We start from the raw sequence: 16,410 nt of genomic DNA, 5'->3' as shown, positions 1-16,410 counted from the left end.
GAAAAATCAGTGCGACGGAGACGAAAACCATGTGTCATGCCGCCAGTAACGACGCCATATCCAGCCCAGTGAAATCCCGCGTAACCCGAGGAATACCGTCAGCGCCAGCCACAACGCATGATTGCCCAGCAGCGGTAAAGTGAACAATGTCAGCCCGTACCCCAGCGCCGCCACCAGCATGCTGTTTCGCATATCCCGCCCACGCGTTGCGCCGATAAACATGCCATCAAGCAAATAGCACCAGACAGCCACCAGCGGCAGTATAATTTGCCAGCCAAGATATCGGTCCGCCAGCTCACGCAATTCCGGTAATGATGTCAGCGCATCAATGATCGCCCCACCCGCCAGCGCGTAAATCAGAGCAAAAAACAGCGCAACCAGCCCGGCCTGACGACACGCGGCATGCCAGACATTCAGCAGTTTTTCGCGGTTGCGGGCACCGAATGCCTCACCGGAATGCGCTTCGATAGCATAAGCAAAACCGTCAAGTGCAAACGCGGTAAATGTCAGCAGGTTCATCAACACGGCGTTGACCGCCACAATGTGGCTGCCCAGCCGCGCGCCCAGAACGGTCAGCGATGCAAAGCAAAGCTGCAACAGTAATGAGCGCAGCATGATGTCGCGGTTAAGCCCGAGAAGACGGCGCAAATTACCACGCCACGCGGAGGTGATTTCTGCGCCGGTGATACCGCGTCGTTTCATCACCCGCCAGACGAAATACAGCCCGATGAGTAGCGTGAAATACTCGGAGCTTGCCGTCGCCATGGCTGCGCCACGCACGTTCCAGCCCAGCCCGATCACCAGCCACAGATCCAGAATGATATTCAGCAAATTCCCGGCAATCAGCAAAATCACCGGCCCGCGAACGTACTGAATGCCGAGCAACCACCCGAGGATCACCAGATTCGCCAATGAAGCCGGGGCGCTGAACCAGCGGATTTCGATAAACAGCCTCGCCTGTTCAAGCACGGGCTGGCTGCCGCCGACAATGTGAAACGCCAGCTCCATCAGCGGATGACGGAATACCACAATAATGACGCCCGCCAGTACAGCCAGAAGGAAGGGTTGTACAAAAGCACGCGCCAGAAGCTGATTATCTTTCGCGCCCAGCGCCTGAGCGGTCATGCCGGTGGTACTCATCCGCAGAAACAGTAAGAGCATAAAAAGGAAAGTGGTGATCATCGAACCCACAGCCACGCCGCCGAGATAATCCGGGCTGTCGAGATGACCGATCACTGCGGTATCCACCAGGCCGAGGAGCGGCACCGTGATATTGGAAAAAATCATCGGCAATGCCAGCATCCAGAGCGCTTTATCGGCAGGGCTTAAAAAGGTGTTTTTGAGTGTGTGTCGCAGGGAATGATGTTGCATAGAGAATCTCATGCCGGAGGTTCAGGTTATGCCTGTAAATGACATCGCCCCGAAAGGGGCGATGATGAGAGAAACGCATTTCTCTTTGAATTCACATGGATGCCAGAGGCGGCCGCCATCCATATTCAATTAGTTTTAGTCTTGTCTATCTGACACAGCAATTTCTGACTTAGTCATATCTGACCGAGTAATTCGCGTTATATCAAGGCGGCAACTAAGCGAACGCCGGGAGCATACACAAGTATGTGACCGGGGTTCGCGAAGGCAGCCAACGCAGAGATAGCTCGAAGTACGAAGGTCAGATCCAGTCGCCGTTGCGGATAACACCTACGGCTAAGCCTTCAATGCTGAAATTCTGCTCGCGCAAATCCACCACGATCGGCTGAAACTCGCTGTTCTCAGGCAATAACTGCACCACACTGCCTTGTTTTTTCAGGCGTTTCACGGTGACCTCATCATCAATACGGGCCACCACAACCTGACCATTACGCACGTCTTGCGTTTTATGCACGGCCAGCAGATCGCCGTCAAGGATACCAATATCACGCATCGACATACCGCTGACACGCAGCAGGAAATCGGCGCTCGGCTTAAACATTGCCGGATCGATCTGATAGTGCCCTTCGATATGTTGCTGCGCCAGCAGCGGTTCACCGGCGGCAACGCGGCCAATCAGCGGTAAACCTTCTTCTTCTTCCATCAGCAGACGAATGCCGCGTGATGCACCGGAAACAATCTCAATAACACCTTTACGCGCCAGCGCTTTAAGATGCTCTTCCGCCGCATTGGGAGAACGGAACCCCAGACGTGATGCAATCTCTGCGCGGGTTGGTGGCATACCGGTGGTGGAGATATGATCGCGAATAAGGTCGTAGACCTCTTGTTGTCTGGTCGTTAAAGCTTTCATTCCGCCCCCTGGTTGTTTATACAGTCTTGCTGTGAGTATATACAGCTAAACGGTCAATGAAAACCTAAGATTGAATAAAAACAGGGCATAACGTTGATTCCTGGAATGCAGATTCCAAATCAGAACCATCGCGACCAAAAGATGCTGACCCAGACAAAAATCGCCAATATGATGGTCAGAAGTACGGCAGCAGAGCCGATATCTTTTGCGCGACCAGAAAGCACATGAAACTCAGGCCCGATGCGGTCTATTGCACATTCCACCGCGCTGTTGAGCAACTCCGTGACACAGACCAGCACGACGGATCCCACCAGCAGGATACGTTCAATGGTGCTGACATCAAGCCAGAAAGATAGCAAAATTAACGGGATAGCGACGCTGGCCTCCTGGCGAAATGCCGCTTCGTTTTGCCATGCCGCTTTGAATCCTTTCCAGGAATAGCCGGCCGCTTTATAAATTCGGGTAAATCCGGTGACTTGGTTCGCCATTTCGGGTACTGATCCTTAGAGTGTTTGCAGCATTTTAGCTTTTATATGACCACAGATCTCCACGGATCTTTCTGGTATCCTTGCGGCGAAATTGCTAACAAGAGGCTTCACGTTTTTATGTCAGGTTGGCGTAGACTTTATTACACATTATTGAATTTACCACTCTCATTGCTGGTAAAGAGCAAGGTCATACCTTCAGATCCGGTTACCGAGTTGCATTTAGACCCGACGCGGCCGATTTTGTACGTATTACCTTATAATTCCAAAGCCGATTTGCTGACGTTGCGTGCGCAATGTCTGGCGCAGAATCTGCCTGATCCTCTTATTCCGCTGGAAATTGACGGCACCCTGCTACCAAGCCATGTCTTTATAGCCGAAGGCCCGCGCGTATTCTCTTATTACACGCCGAAGCAGGAATCCGTAAAGCTGTTCCACGACTACCTTGATTTGCACCGCAATAATCCGGATTTAGACATTCAGATGTTGCCGGTGTCGGTAATGTTTGGTCGTGCACCGGGCCGTGAAGGTCAGGACGACACGCCGCATCTGCGCGTGCTGAACGGTATCCAGAAATTTTTCGCTGTGCTGTGGCTGGGGCGGGACAGTTTCGTCCGTTTCTCCAATACCGTTTCCCTGCGTTATATGGCGACGGAACACGGCACAGATAAGACGATTGCTCAAAAACTGGCACGTGTGGCGCGGATGCATTTCTCCCGTCAGCGTCTGGCTGCGGTTGGTCCGCGCCTTCCGGCACGTCAGGATTTGTTCAATAAATTGCTGGCCTCAAAAGCCATTGAGAAAGCGATTGAAGACGAAGCCCGCAGCAAGAAAATTTCCCACGAAAAAGCCCAACAAAACGCCATCGCCCTGATGGAAGAGATTGCCGCTGACTTCTCTTATGAAGCCGTGCGCCTCTCTGACCGTGTGCTGAGCTGGACGTGGAACCGTTTGTACAAAGGCATCAACGTTAATAATGCCGAGCGTGTACGCCAGTTAGCGCTGGACGGTCAGGAAATTGTGTATGTGCCTTGCCACCGCAGCCACATGGACTATCTGCTGCTGTCTTACGTGCTCTATCATCAGGGTCTGGTACCGCCGCATATTGCCGCCGGTATCAACCTGAATTTCTGGCCGGCTGGCCCGATTTTCCGCCGTCTGGGTGCGTTCTTTATTCGTCGAACCTTTAAAGGCAACAAGCTCTATTCGACGGTTTTCCGTGAATATCTGGGCGAACTGTTCAGCCGCGGTTATTCGGTGGAATACTTTGTGGAAGGGGGGCGTTCGCGAACCGGGCGTCTGCTGGAGCCGAAAACGGGCACGCTGGCCATGACCATTCAGGCCATGCTGCGCGGCGGTTCACGCCCGATTACGCTGGTACCGATTTACATCGGTTATGAGCACGTCATGGAAGTGGGTACGTACGCGAAAGAATTACGCGGTGCGACCAAAGAGAAAGAAAGCCTGACACAGATGCTGAACGGGCTGCGCAAGTTGCGTAATCTCGGCCAGGGTTACGTGAACTTCGGTGAGCCGCTGCATCTGACCACTTACCTGAACCAGAACGTGCCAACCTGGCGTGAAGCCATCGACCCGATCGAAGCACAACGTCCAAGCTGGCTGACGCCGACAGTGCAGGATTTGGCAGAACAGATCATGGTGCGCATCAACAATTCAGCGGCAGCCAATGCCATGAACTTGTGTTGTACCGCGCTGCTGGCCTCCCGTCAGCGTTCACTGACACGCGAACAGCTGACCGAGCAAATCGACTGTTATCTGCAATTGCTGCGTAACGTGCCTTACAACGCGGATTCGACGGTGCCTGATCTGACCGCTGACCAGTTGCTTGATCACGCGCTGAACATGAATAAGTTCCAGGTTGAGAAAGACAACATTGGCGACATCATCGTTCTGCCTCGCGAACAGGCCGTGCTGATGACGTATTACCGCAACAACATCCATCATATGCTGGTGTTGCCATCACTGATTTCAAGCATTGTGATGCACCACCGCCAGGTCAGCCGCGCGGAATTACTGCATCAGGTCGAACTGATTTATCCGATGCTCAAAGCCGAACTGTTTATGCATTTCGATACGCCTGAGCTGCCACAAGTGCTGGATGTTCTGACGCTGGAACTGGCGCGTCAGCAAATCATTCACCTTGAAGATGATGAGCTGACACTTAATCCGGCCCGTATCCGCACCCTCCAGTTGCTGGCGGCTGGCGTACGTGAAACGCTGCAACGTTACGCGATTACCTTCTCCCTGCTCACCAATAACCCAAGCATCAACCGCGGTGCACTGGAAAAAGAGAGCCGGATTATGGCGCAGCGTTTATCCGTGCTGCACGGTATCAATGCCCCTGAATTCTTCGATAAAGCTGTGTTCTCGACGCTGGTCGGCACACTGCGCGCAGAAGGCTATATCAGTGACACCGGCGATGCCATTCAGGAACAAACGCGTGAGATTTACATCATGCTCAGCGACCTGATGACACCGGATATCAAGCTAACTATCGAGAGTGCGGGAATGCCTTCTGAGCTGCCGCAAGCAACGGAGCCACCGGCTGAACCGAAGATGGATGTACGCGATACCGATCATTAACCCGTATTAGCGCCAGACATCAGATTAAAAAAACAAAACGCCCGGACTTTTTACAGAGTCCGGGCGTTTTTAATTGTTGTCGCGCAGGCTAACTTACTTAGAAATTGAAGCCTGACAGGCTCATCAGAATACCGAGGAACAACACCAGCCCGACATAATTGTTCTGGCGGAAAGCCAGGAAACAGGCATCACGTTCACGTTTAGCAATCAGCTTTTGCTGATGCACAAACAGCGCAGCAGCCAGCAGCAACGACCAGTAAAACGGTGCACTGAGCTGGGAAAGATAACCAACAATCCCCATCAGGATCAGCGTTGCCAGTTGCAGAAGGCCGATGATCAGCGTGTCAAAACGACCAAACAGAATCGCTGTCGATTTCACGCCGATCTTCAAATCATCGTCACGATCGACCATCGCGTATTGCGTATCGTAAGCCACCGTCCAGCAGATATTTGCCACGAACATTAACCAGCAGCTAAGCGGCACACTTTCGCTCACAGCGGCATACGCCATCGGAATTGCCCAGCCAAACGCCGCGCCCAAAACCACCTGCGGCAGATGGCTGACGCGCTTCATGAACGGATAAATCCATGCCAGCGCCAGTCCGGCCAGAGACAGCCAAATGGTCATGCGGTTAAGCAGCAGAACCAGCAGGAATGACACCAGCACCAGTCCGGCAAATAATATTTTCGCCTGCTTGCCGGTGATCGCCCCGCTCGGCAATGGCCGGTGAGCGGTGCGTTTTACGTGACCATCAAACTTACGGTCAGCGTAGTCATTCACCACGCAACCGGCGGCACGCATGAAGAACACGCCCAGCACGAAGACCAGCAAAATCTTCGCAGACGGCATTCCCCCCCCCGCGACCCACAATGCCCATAACGTTGGCCACAGCAGCAGCAGTGAGCCAATCGGCTTATCAATGCGCATCAGGCGGCAGTAATCACGCCATGTGCCCTGCGTCATACTTCCTGACACTCTCTGTTCTCCTTGTTGATTAGTCTGACTCATACCTTGCTCACTTTACCCTCAGGGCGGTGAACCGGCGAATCCGGGAGGAAAATTTCGGTCAGCAGCAACGGCTTATCAGACAAACGCAGGCGGGAACGGCGCGCCCATAATTCTCCCTGCTCACTGTGTAACTGGCCTAAATGAATGTAATCGCGGGACAAGTTGTTCCCGCTAAACAGATAGCGCCCCAGCGGCACCGTGCCTAAATCGACCAGCGCCAGATCCGGCCCGGTCAGCGTTTCTTCAGGAATGACCGTGCGCCCCAGCAGCCAGGGTTCGGCATCGCCAAACAGCACGATTTCGCGGATCCAGTAACGGGCACTTTCCGGCAACTGCTGTGCTTCGCTTTCACCCAGTTCTTCGCGACTGACAAAACATTCATTTTGCGGTTTCACGGTGACGGTAACACCCTGCTTTTCAAACCGGCGGGTCATGGACCCCATTTCCATCAGCCAGTCAGCCACATCCGCAGGCACCTGCGAAGGGTCGTCAAACCAGTGGATCGGGGATGGTTCGGGGGAATGGGGATCAGACATCAACGGCTCCGTAATGAAGGCATTCATACCTCCAATGAATTATCTGCCTCGCATTCTAGCGCATCAATGCGAGGCAGTAATTGCCTGATTTATTCGCGGCGCAGACGTTCGCTATTGGCCAGAAACAGTGTCACGACCAGCACAAGGATCGCGCAGGCGTAAACCAATGTGTCATAAGGACTTTTGTGGTCGACGATGATCAGACGGATAATCGCGGTGATGCCGATGTAAATAAAATAGCGTAACGGGAAATGATAGCCCGACGAAAAATATTTAATAATCAGGGCAATAAACTCAAAATAGAGGAAGTAAATTACAATCCCTTCGATGAGCAGATATGACGAAGACTGATCGTTATTCACGAACAACACCATTGCTAAATGATAGGTTTCGCGCCCGATAAAAATCATCAGGATCGCGGCCAGTCCTAATAAGAATACGTTCAAAATTCGCTGCATAATGACGGATATCATTAATGCCCGTTTTGATCCTGCCATGTGATCTACATCCCACTTTTGTTATTAATCCCCGCAGAATACCACAGAGTCAGCACAGGAAAAGCGCCATTAAAAAAGGGCCAGCCGGTGAAGGCTAACCCTTTTATTGAGAAATATTTCGACCTGTCCCTCTAAATCATTCGGGCTGGATCAAGGCGGCAAGGGAACGAAGCCCCGGGAGCTTACATAAGTAAGTGACCGGGGTGAGTTCACGCAGCCAACGCTGAAACAGTCTGAAGGATGACGAGGGATTAGCGCCAGTTTTTGAAGCGGTTAATTAAACCGTTCGTGGAACTGTCGTGGCCTGTCACTTCTGAGCTACCTTCCAGTTCTGGCAGGATACGGTTTGCCAGCTGTTTGCCCAGTTCTACGCCCCATTGGTCGAAGGTGTAGATGTTCAGGATCACGCCCTGGGTGAAGATTTTGTGTTCATACATTGCGATCAACGCACCCAGGCTGTAAGGCGTGATTTCACGCAGCAGGATGGAGTTGGTCGGACGGTTACCTTCGAACACTTTGAACGGCGCAACGTGTTTAACGTCTTCTGGTTTTTTACCCTGATCGGCGAATTCCTTCTCGACAACATCCAGAGATTTACCGAATGCCAGCGCTTCGGTCTGGGCGAAGAAGTTAGATAACAGTTTCGCGTGGTGATCGCTCAGCGGGTTATGGCTGATGGCCGGTGCGATGAAGTCACAAGGGATGATTTTAGTCCCCTGGTGAATCAGCTGATAGAACGCGTGCTGACCGTTAGTGCCCGGTTCGCCCCAGATGATCGGGCCAGTCTGGTAATCCACCGGGTTGCCGTTACGGTCAACGAACTTACCGTTAGATTCCATGTTGCCTTGCTGGAAGTAAGCGGCAAAACGGTGCATGTACTGGTCGTATGGCAGGATAGCTTCGGTTTCGGTGCCGTAGAAATCGTTGTACCAGATGCCGATCAGCGCCAGCAGTACCGGCAGGTTTTTCTCAGCCGGCGTATTCGCGAAGTGTTTATCCATCGCGTGCGCACCGCTCAGCAGTTGTTCGAAGTTATCGAAACCTACAGACAGCGCGATAGACAGACCGATTGCGGACCACAGAGAGTAACGGCCACCGACCCAGTCCCAGAATTCGAACATGTTGTCGGTGTCGATACCAAACTCGCTCACCGCTTTACCGTTGGTGGACAGCGCCGCGAAGTGTTTCGCCACGTGTTGGTTATCGCCAGCGGTTTTCAGGAACCAGTCACGCGCGCTGTGGGCGTTGGTCATGGTTTCCTGCGTGGTGAAGGTTTTTGATGCAACCAGGAACAGCGTGGTTTCCGGAGACAAATCCTTCAGCGTTTCAGCGATATGCGTGCCGTCAACGTTGGAGACGAAATGCATATTCAGGTGGTTTTTGTACGGACGCAGCGCTTCAGTGACCATGAACGGACCGAGGTCTGAACCGCCGATACCGATGTTCACCACGTCGGTGATGGCTTTGCCGGTATAACCTTTCCATTCGCCACCGATAACACGTTCGGTGAAGCCTTTGATTTTCGCCAGAACCGCATTCACTTCCGGCATCACATCTTTGCCGTCCACGACGATTGGCGTGTTGCTGCGGTTACGCAGTGCAACGTGCAGAACAGCACGGTCTTCGGTGCGGTTGATCTTCTCGCCAGAGAACATCGATTTGATTGCGCCCTGAAGGTCAGTCTCTTTCGCCAGCGCCTGCAGCTTATCCAGCGTCTCTGCGGTGATGCGGTTTTTGGAGAAATCGACCAGCATCTGGTCTTCAAACGTGGCAGAGAATTTGGAGAAACGATCACCATCTTCAGCAAACAGATGGCTAATCTGCACATCTTTCATCTTGTCGAAATGCTGCTGCAGGGCTTGCCAGGCAGCGGTCTGAGTTGGATTGATATTTTTCATAGCAATGCTCTTAGGCTGAGAATAAATATGAGGTAACTGTCCCGATTGTAGCCTGAAGTTCCCGGGAAGAGATGCCTTTTCTTGCGATAGGTTAGATCTGCTTAATCACAATGACAGAGAACAATATTAGATGAGAATCGCTCAAAATGTGGCGCATGCATTGCCTGACCGTTGACAGACGGGCGATAAACGGCTATTCCTAAGCGCCTAACTCGCGCGCTCGATGCGCGAGCCAGAAGAGGCGCGTCGCCCAGGCAGTGTATCGGAGGAGCCGAAATCCTACGAAGATACATCAGGGGGAGCGGCGCCGAGATCATAAGCCCGCGGCAGGCAAATGATCGACTACAGGGGCTGAATCCCCTGGGTTGTCACCGGAACACCCAACAGGGTGTCGGCTAGGTGGGGCGCTTCTGGGTGTATCGTAGTATCTCTACGCCTGCTCCCGTTTCCCGCTCTTCCCTTTGTGCCAATTCTTATGGAATCGATGGCCGTCATGATATGGCGACCCGGACACGAGGTTTTACATGAATCACGCAGTATCCCGCAACGCCAGCCAGCAGCCTTTGGGCAATGTCATCGTCGCCAAATTCGGCGGTACCAGCGTGGCGGATTTCGACGCAATGAACCGCAGCGCGGATATCGTGCTGTCGCGCCCTGAAGTGCGTCTGGTTGTTCTCTCCGCCTCTGCGGGCGTCACCAATTTATTAGTTGAGCTGGCAGAAGGTAAAGAAACCGAACGCCGGGTGTTCCTGCTTGATGAAATTCGCCGCATCCAGAGCGCCATTATCGATCGCCTCGATAATCCCACCGTGATCCGCGAAGAAATCGGCCGCATGCTGGAAAATATCGCCATGCTGTCAGAAGCGGCGAGCCTTGCGACCTCTACCGCGCTGACCGACGAACTGGTGAGCCATGGCGAACTGATGTCCACCCTGCTGTTTGTTGAAATCATCCGCCAGCGCAACGTGCCAGTGGAATGGTTCGACGTACGTAAAATCATGCGTACCAACGATCGCTTTGGGCGCGCGGAGCCGGATACGCAGGTATTAAGCGAGTTAACCGTTCAGCAGCTACAACCGCGCTTGCAGGACGCCCTGGTAATCACACAAGGTTTTATCGGCTCAGAAGGCAAAGGCCGCACCACGACGCTTGGCCGTGGCGGCAGCGATTACACCGCCGCATTGTTGGGTGAAGCGCTGAGCGTTTCCCGTGTGGATATCTGGACTGACGTCCCGGGGATTTATACCACCGACCCGCGTCTGGTGCCGGCGGCAAAACGTATTGACCGCATTGCGTTTGAAGAAGCCGCTGAAATGGCGACATTTGGTGCCAAAGTTCTGCATCCAGCCACTCTGCTGCCCGCGGTGCGTCGCGGTATCCCGGTGTTTGTAGGCTCGAGCAAAGACCCGTCAGGCGGCGGCACCTTAGTGTGTGATACCAGCGATAATCCGCCGCTGTTCCGCGCGATAGCCCTGCGCCGCAGACAAACGCTGGTCACGCTGCACAGCCTGAGCATGCTCCATTCACGCGGTTTCCTCGCCGAAGTGTTTGGTATTCTGGCACGCCACAGTATCTCTGTGGATCTGATCACCACATCCGAAGTCAGCGTCGCGCTGACGCTGGATACCACCGGTTCCACATCCTCAGGCGACAGCCTGCTGACCACCTCACTGCTGACAGAATTATCCTCACTGTGCCGCGTGGAAGTGGAAGAGAATCTGGCGCTGATTGCGATTATCGGCAACAAACTGTCCCAGGCCTGTGGCGTCGGCAAAGAAGTGTTCGGCGTGCTGGACCCGTTCAATATCCGCATGATTTGCTACGGCGCAAGCAGCTACAACCTGTGCTTCCTGGTGCCGGGCAACGATGCCGATCAGGTCGTTAAAACTCTACACCGCAACCTGTTCGAATAATGACGGGCGCGGTATGTGAGAAGACCGGGCCATGTGCCCGGTCTTTTTTTGTCTGTACTTTTGCAAACAACAAAGACAAGGATCACCTCAATGTTAGCCAAAATAACCCGCCTGTTCCCGTTGTGGGCCGTGCTGTTATCCGTCGCGGCCTATTACTCGCCCGGTACGTTCACGCCGATCGGCCCGCATGTTTCTACCCTGCTGATGCTGATTATGTTCGCGATGGGTGTCACTCTCGAATTCGGTGATTTCAAACGCGTGCTTTCCCGACCTGGCCCGGTTGCTGCCGCCACGTTCCTGCATTATCTGATCATGCCGCTGGCGGCGTGGGTGCTGGCAAAACTGTTCCATATGCCGGCAGATTTATCGGCGGGAATGATTCTGGTGGGCAGCGTTGCCAGCGGTACAGCCTCTAACGTGATGATTTATCTTGCGAAAGGAGATGTCGCGCTTTCCGTGACGATTTCAGCAGTTTCCACGCTGGTCGGCGTTTTCGCCACGCCACTGCTGACGCGTCTGTATGTCGATACGCATATCAAGGTAGATGTGGAAGGGATGCTGCTGAGCATTTTGCAGATCGTGGTGATCCCGATTCTGGCCGGTCTGATCATTCATCATCTGTTCACCAAAACCGTGAAACGTATCGAACCGCTGCTGCCGCTGTTCTCGATGGTCTGCATCGTGGCGATTATCAGCGCCGTGGTGGCGGGCAGTCAGGGCTTTATCGGTTCTGTGGGGCTGATCGTGATTGTGGCGGTGATCCTGCACAACGGCATCGGTCTGCTGAGCGGTTACTGGGGCGGGAAACTGTTTGGCTTTGATGAAACCACCTGCCGCACGCTGGCGATGGAAGTCGGGATGCAGAATTCAGGTTTAGCCGCGACGCTGGGGAAAATCTATTTCACCCCGCTGGCCGCACTGCCGGGCGCGTTGTTCTCGGTATGGCACAATCTGTCAGGTTCTTTGCTGGCCGGTTACTGGTCCGGTAAGCCGGTCAAAAAAGACTGATTTCCAGACTAAAAAGAAGATGAAAAGAAACGGGCGCCTTCCTCAGCGCCCGTTTTGATTCGTCCTACACCCGTTGCACATCATCATTCGGTTCGCGCTGCTCATCTTCCTGCTCATCCTGATCCAGCACGTTATAGGCCACTGCACAGAACAGTGAGTTCAGACGTTTCATATCCCCCAGCAACCCGAGGTGCAGCGAGCTGGTTTCGATACTCTGCACATTATGCTGATGCAGGCGATCGACGTGCGCATGCGCATAACGGCGGTCGAGAATGCGGAAACGGTGTTTGGAGCGGCGCAGACGGCGCGCACTGGTCAGATCGTTCGACAGGAAAACGCCCAGACTCAGGCGCAGGTTATCCTGCAATTTCTCATGTAAGGCATCCAGCTCCACCAGTCCTTCCGGCGAGAACGCGCGTCGGGTAGCGTGGGATTTGGCGGTGATATCGCCGGTCATGCGCTCGATAATGTCACCGGCCTGTTCGAGGTTCAGCGCCATTTCGATGATTTCAGCCCAGCGGCGGGAATCATCTTCGCCAAGTCCTTCCTTGTTGATTTGCGCCAGATACAGCTTGATGGCGGTATAGAGCACATCAACGTCATCGTCGAGACGCCGCACTTCGCGATCCTGTGCCAGTTTACCGTGCATCACTTCCCGGTTGAGGATCAGCATATGTTCGACCACGTCGCCCATGCGCAAGGTTTCACGGGCGGCATTGGCCAGCGCCAGCGTCGGGGTATCAATTGCGCTGACATCCAGATGGCGCGGACGCAGACGGGGATCATCTTCAGGCACATCGGCAATCATCATCTCGCAAACCTTCGCCATCGGCGCCGTCAGCGGCACCATCGCCAGACAACGGATCAGGTTGTAGAACATGTGGAAGTAGATCACCAGTTCTTCATCCGGAATGCCAAGCCGCGCCAGTTGCGTCGACAACAGTCCGACAAACGGCAGCACAATCACCAAACCAATCAGTTTAAACAGCGTACTGCCGAGCGCCACGCGGCGACCGGCGGCATTCATTTTACTGGCGTTAATCATCGCCAGCAGCCCGCTGCCGAGGTTGGCACCGATGACCAGACAAAGTGACACTTTAAGCGAAATCACGCCGGTCGCGGCAAGGGTTGCCGTCAGCAACACCGCCGCCAGACTGGAATAACTGATGATGGCAAACACTGCGCCGGTCAGGGCATCGAGCAGCACATCACCGGTCAGGGACGAGAATAAAACTTTAACGCCGGAGGCCTGCATGATCGGCGTCGCGGCGCCCACAATCAGCTCCAGCGCCAGTAAAATCAGCCCCAGCCCGATACCGACACGGCCCATTTGCCCCGCGCGGGTCTGTTTACGGCTGAGGAAGAACGCGACACCGACGAAAATCAGCAGCGGAGAAAGCCAGGAGAGATCGAAGGTCAGGATACGCGCCATCACGGCGGTCCCGACATCTGCACCGAGAATAATCACCAGTGCCGGAGCCAGGGCTACCAGCCCCTGCGATACAAACGACGTGACCAGCAGCGCGGTAGCATTACTGCTTTGCACCAGCGCAGTAACGCCAATGCCCGCCACAAACGCCAGCGGTTTTTTCTCGACACTGTTACTCAGAACACGGCGCAGATTGGCGCCAAAGACACGCATGATGCCGGTACGCACGATGTGCGTACCCCATACGAGCAGAGAAATAGCAGACAACAAATGCAAAAGGGTTAACACGAAAGAACAGCTCCATTAACGCCAGGCATAGACCGGCCATCCTGCCTGCCGGGCGTGCTGGAGCAGGATAGCGTCTGGATTCACCGCCACCGGCTGGCCCACGCGGGTCAGCAACGGCAGATCATTATGGGAATCAGAATAAAAACTGGCTGATTGCAAAAGGGATGCGTCCTGATTGATGAGCTCCAGCAACCGCGAGACTTTTCCCTCGCGATAGGTCATCGTCCCTCGTGTGGCGCCGGTAAAACGCCCGTCTTTCATTTCAACACCAATCGCCAGCGTTTCATCAACACCGAGAAAACGGGCAATCGGCTGCACCAGATGTTCACCGGACGCGGAAATAATTACCGTCCGGTCGCCCTGTGCACGGTGAGCAGCCAGACACTCACGCGCCTGCGTGTAAACACGCGGGGCAATCACATCCTGAATATAATTCGCGACCATCGCCGCGACATCACGTTGACTGCGGCCGGACAGCGGCACCAAAGTACAACGCATGTACTCCTGCATATCCATCTGACCGATAGCATATTGCTGCATCAGCGCGGCATCTTGTTGCAGAAAAGCCTGCTCATCGGCCACCCAGCCATTTGCCACCATGTAGGCTGACCACAAACTCGAACAGTCGCCGCTAATCAGGGTTTCATCGAGATCAAACAGCGCCAGTTTCATGCAACTTCCCGTAACGTAACAAGATCTAACTGTAGACCAATATCGCTGCCATCGGCGCGAAGTGAGGCCACAGAACGGTTTAAGACATCCACAGAAAGCTCAACTCCGTGTGCTAAAACGCGATAACGCACGACGTTGCCAAGCAGACTGTGGCTGATAATTTTAGCCGGAATACCTTCAATCAGCTCGCATATTGTGACCGACTCCGGACGGATGGCGACACGGCCCGTGTAAGTTATGCCGGTCAGCGCCATCGCCTGTTCAGGGCTTAGCAGGTTGTAGCTGCCGATAAAGCCCGCAGCAAACGCATCCACCGGTTCAGTATACAGGGTTTCGGCATCGGCATTTTGGACGATTTGCCCTTTGTTCATCAGCACAATCCGGTCGGACATGGTCAGCGCTTCTTCCTGATCGTGGGTCACGAAAATCGCCGTCAGATTCATTTCACGCTGAATACGGCGGATTTGCTCACGCAGATGCTTACGGATACGGGCATCGAGCGCGGAAAGGGGTTCGTCGAGCAGCAACAGGCGCGGCTGCGTAACCAGTGAACGCGCCAGTGCCACACGCTGACACTGACCACCGGAAAGCTGATGCGGATAACGTTTTGCGTAATCGTTCATTTCCACCAGTTCCAGTACTTCACCGACGCGCCGGTGCAGCTCTGACGCCGGTATCTTTTGCATTTTCAGGCCGAACGCGACATTGGCTTCAACCGTCATATTAGGAAACAGCGCATAGCTCTGGAAGACCATGCCGATGCCGCGCTGTTGTGGCGGCAGCGGCACAATATCCTGCCCCTGAATCAGAATTTTTCCGCTGTCGACGGAAGTCAGACCGGCCAGACAGCGCAGCAGCGTGGATTTTCCGCAGCCGCTTGGCCCCAGCAGTGTGACGAATTCTCCCTCTTCTGCTGAGAAATCGATGTTGTTGAAAATCTGCGTCGGACCGTAAGACTTGTTGAGTTGAGTAACCTGCAAATACGACATAATCAGCTCTTTCCTTTGTTCAGCATGTTCGCCACCCAGGTGAAAATCAGGACGACCATGAAATAGGAGATGACCAATGCGCTGGTAAAATGGCCGCTGCCATTACGCATGTTATAGAGGTAAACCTGAACCGTTTCATAACGGCTGCCCGCCAGCAGATTGGCGAACACAAACTCCCCGATCAGGAAGGAAAACGACAGCAGGACGGCAATCATTCCGCCTTTGCGTAAGTTAGGCAAAACCACCAGCAGCGCCGCTTTCCAGGTGCTGGCACCGAGCAGATGTGCAGCATCCATCAGGTCACGCAGGTTGATCGCCTGCATGTTGTTAGAAATAGCGCGATAGATAAACGGCAGCGCGATGGTGAAGTAACAGCCAATCAGGATCCACGGCGTACCGGTGAGCGCCAGCGGTTCAGCGGAATAGAGTTGCATCAGGCCCACCGATGACACCACCGGCGGCACGGCGAACGGCAGCAGGATCAGGATGTTCATCAGTGCATCGAGCTTAGGGAAATAGTAAGCAATCACAAACATTAGTGGCAGGATCAGCACCAGCGACAGAAAAAGTGTGCCGAAACACACCAGCAGCGAATGCCAGAGCGCAATCAGGAAGCGCGGATCGCTCCACAGTTCCACCAGCCATTTCAGCGTAAAGCCGCTCGGTAAAATGGTCGCCCCCCATTCCAGCACCAGCGCATAGACCAGCGTCGCCAGCAGCGGCAACATCAGGACAATCAGTAAAATCCAGATCACCACACGGTGGTAAATTGCTTCAGACCGCGACATCTTACGTTCCTTTTTC

General features: G+C 54.0%; 14 protein-coding genes and 1 riboswitch. Of the genes, 3 read left to right on the top strand and 11 right to left on the bottom strand.

From position 1 onward, the window contains the following. Positions 1-6: 6 nt before the first annotated feature. From dinF to ABIC79_RS07365, 3 genes are all read right to left on the bottom strand, one after another. Positions 7-1,371, bottom strand: a complete 1,365-nt coding sequence (gene dinF / locus ABIC79_RS07375; protein ID WP_119262160.1) for an MATE family efflux transporter DinF — start codon at positions 1,369-1,371, stop codon at positions 7-9. A gap of 298 nt (positions 1,372-1,669) precedes the next feature. Further along, complete coding sequence (gene lexA / locus ABIC79_RS07370) at positions 1,670-2,278, bottom strand: transcriptional repressor LexA (RefSeq protein WP_013577370.1); 609 nt, start codon at positions 2,276-2,278, stop codon at positions 1,670-1,672. 119 nt (positions 2,279-2,397) lie between these two features. Continuing rightward, positions 2,398-2,766 (bottom strand): diacylglycerol kinase, encoded by a 369-nt coding sequence (locus ABIC79_RS07365; protein ID WP_013577371.1) that lies wholly within the window; start codon positions 2,764-2,766, stop codon positions 2,398-2,400. Between the two features lie 117 nt (positions 2,767-2,883). On the opposite strand from ABIC79_RS07365, the gene plsB reads away from it, so the two are divergent. After that, positions 2,884-5,367 carry a glycerol-3-phosphate 1-O-acyltransferase PlsB gene (gene plsB, locus ABIC79_RS07360; RefSeq protein WP_126125249.1) on the top strand — a complete coding sequence of 828 codons (2,484 nt, stop codon included), beginning with the start codon at positions 2,884-2,886 and terminating at the stop codon, positions 5,365-5,367. Positions 5,368-5,464: 97 nt separating this feature from the next. On the opposite strand, the gene ubiA is transcribed toward plsB, so the two are convergent. From ubiA to pgi, 4 genes are all read right to left on the bottom strand, one after another. Beyond that, on the bottom strand, positions 5,465-6,331 hold the full coding sequence (ubiA, locus tag ABIC79_RS07355; protein ID WP_041673175.1) for a 4-hydroxybenzoate octaprenyltransferase: 867 nt from the start codon (positions 6,329-6,331) through the stop codon (positions 5,465-5,467). Between the two features lie 41 nt (positions 6,332-6,372). Continuing rightward, positions 6,373-6,912: a chorismate lyase gene (ubiC, locus tag ABIC79_RS07350; protein ID WP_121019641.1), complete on the bottom strand. Its 540-nt coding sequence runs from the start codon at positions 6,910-6,912 to the stop codon at positions 6,373-6,375. Positions 6,913-7,001: 89 nt separating this feature from the next. Continuing rightward, the gene (gene psiE, locus ABIC79_RS07345) at positions 7,002-7,409 is read right to left on the bottom strand and encodes a phosphate-starvation-inducible protein PsiE (RefSeq protein WP_013577375.1); all 408 of its coding nucleotides are present in this window, start codon (positions 7,407-7,409) and stop codon (positions 7,002-7,004) included. A gap of 251 nt (positions 7,410-7,660) precedes the next feature. Further along, the gene (pgi, locus tag ABIC79_RS07340) at positions 7,661-9,307 is read right to left on the bottom strand and encodes a glucose-6-phosphate isomerase (RefSeq protein WP_013577376.1); all 1,647 of its coding nucleotides are present in this window, start codon (positions 9,305-9,307) and stop codon (positions 7,661-7,663) included. Positions 9,308-9,535: 228 nt separating this feature from the next. Further along, positions 9,536-9,725, top strand: a riboswitch (Lysine riboswitch). Positions 9,726-9,831: 106 nt separating this feature from the next. On the opposite strand from pgi, the gene lysC reads away from it, so the two are divergent. After that, on the top strand, positions 9,832-11,220 hold the full coding sequence (gene lysC, locus ABIC79_RS07335) for a lysine-sensitive aspartokinase 3 (RefSeq protein WP_013577377.1): 1,389 nt from the start codon (positions 9,832-9,834) through the stop codon (positions 11,218-11,220). A gap of 90 nt (positions 11,221-11,310) precedes the next feature. Next, complete coding sequence (panS, locus tag ABIC79_RS07330; RefSeq protein WP_037034948.1) at positions 11,311-12,228, top strand: ketopantoate/pantoate/pantothenate transporter PanS; 918 nt, start codon at positions 11,311-11,313, stop codon at positions 12,226-12,228. A gap of 64 nt (positions 12,229-12,292) precedes the next feature. On the opposite strand, the gene ABIC79_RS07325 is transcribed toward panS, so the two are convergent. The 4 genes from ABIC79_RS07325 to ABIC79_RS07310 are packed head-to-tail and all read right to left on the bottom strand — an operon-like array spanning position 12,293 to position 16,394. Beyond that, positions 12,293-13,945 carry a Na/Pi cotransporter family protein gene (locus ABIC79_RS07325; protein ID WP_013577379.1) on the bottom strand — a complete coding sequence of 551 codons (1,653 nt, stop codon included), beginning with the start codon at positions 13,943-13,945 and terminating at the stop codon, positions 12,293-12,295. A 15-nt stretch (positions 13,946-13,960) separates the two neighbouring features. Continuing rightward, positions 13,961-14,617 carry an HAD family hydrolase gene (locus tag ABIC79_RS07320; RefSeq protein WP_112197686.1) on the bottom strand — a complete coding sequence of 219 codons (657 nt, stop codon included), beginning with the start codon at positions 14,615-14,617 and terminating at the stop codon, positions 13,961-13,963. After that, entirely contained in the window at positions 14,614-15,606 is a 993-nt protein-coding gene (locus ABIC79_RS07315) for an ABC transporter ATP-binding protein (RefSeq protein ID WP_013577381.1), read from the bottom strand. The genes ABIC79_RS07320 and ABIC79_RS07315 overlap by 4 nt, the downstream gene beginning before the upstream one ends. A 2-nt stretch (positions 15,607-15,608) precedes the next feature. Beyond that, positions 15,609-16,394: an ABC transporter permease gene (locus ABIC79_RS07310; RefSeq protein WP_013577382.1), complete on the bottom strand. Its 786-nt coding sequence runs from the start codon at positions 16,392-16,394 to the stop codon at positions 15,609-15,611. Positions 16,395-16,410: the final 16 nt, after the last annotated feature.

This window comes from Rahnella sp. 2050, assembly GCF_040544515.1.
GTDB lineage: Bacteria > Pseudomonadota > Gammaproteobacteria > Enterobacterales > Enterobacteriaceae > Rahnella > Rahnella aceris.
Note: the sequence above shows the minus strand (reverse complement) of the source record. Positions and strands in the feature narration are given on the sequence as shown.

Bases quoted from the DNA above. Each gene is read 5' to 3' on its own strand.
- ABIC79_RS07365 (WP_013577371.1), bottom strand. From the start codon at position 2,766: ATGGCGAACCAAGTCACCGGATTTACCCGAATTTATAAAGCGGCCGGC.
- ABIC79_RS07310 (WP_013577382.1), bottom strand. From the start codon at position 16,394: ATGTCGCGGTCTGAAGCAATTTACCACCGTGTGGTGATCTGGATTTTA.
- psiE (WP_013577375.1), bottom strand. From the start codon at position 7,409: ATGGCAGGATCAAAACGGGCATTAATGATATCCGTCATTATGCAGCGA.
- lysC (WP_013577377.1), top strand. From the start codon at position 9,832: ATGAATCACGCAGTATCCCGCAACGCCAGCCAGCAGCCTTTGGGCAAT.
- panS (WP_037034948.1), top strand. From the start codon at position 11,311: ATGTTAGCCAAAATAACCCGCCTGTTCCCGTTGTGGGCCGTGCTGTTA.
- ABIC79_RS07320 (WP_112197686.1), bottom strand. From the start codon at position 14,617: ATGAAACTGGCGCTGTTTGATCTCGATGAAACCCTGATTAGCGGCGAC.
- ubiC (WP_121019641.1), bottom strand. From the start codon at position 6,912: ATGTCTGATCCCCATTCCCCCGAACCATCCCCGATCCACTGGTTTGAC.
- ABIC79_RS07315 (WP_013577381.1), bottom strand. From the start codon at position 15,606: ATGTCGTATTTGCAGGTTACTCAACTCAACAAGTCTTACGGTCCGACG.
- lexA (WP_013577370.1), bottom strand. From the start codon at position 2,278: ATGAAAGCTTTAACGACCAGACAACAAGAGGTCTACGACCTTATTCGC.
- ubiA (WP_041673175.1), bottom strand. From the start codon at position 6,331: ATGACGCAGGGCACATGGCGTGATTACTGCCGCCTGATGCGCATTGAT.
- plsB (WP_126125249.1), top strand. From the start codon at position 2,884: ATGTCAGGTTGGCGTAGACTTTATTACACATTATTGAATTTACCACTC.
- dinF (WP_119262160.1), bottom strand. From the start codon at position 1,371: ATGCAACATCATTCCCTGCGACACACACTCAAAAACACCTTTTTAAGC.
- pgi (WP_013577376.1), bottom strand. From the start codon at position 9,307: ATGAAAAATATCAATCCAACTCAGACCGCTGCCTGGCAAGCCCTGCAG.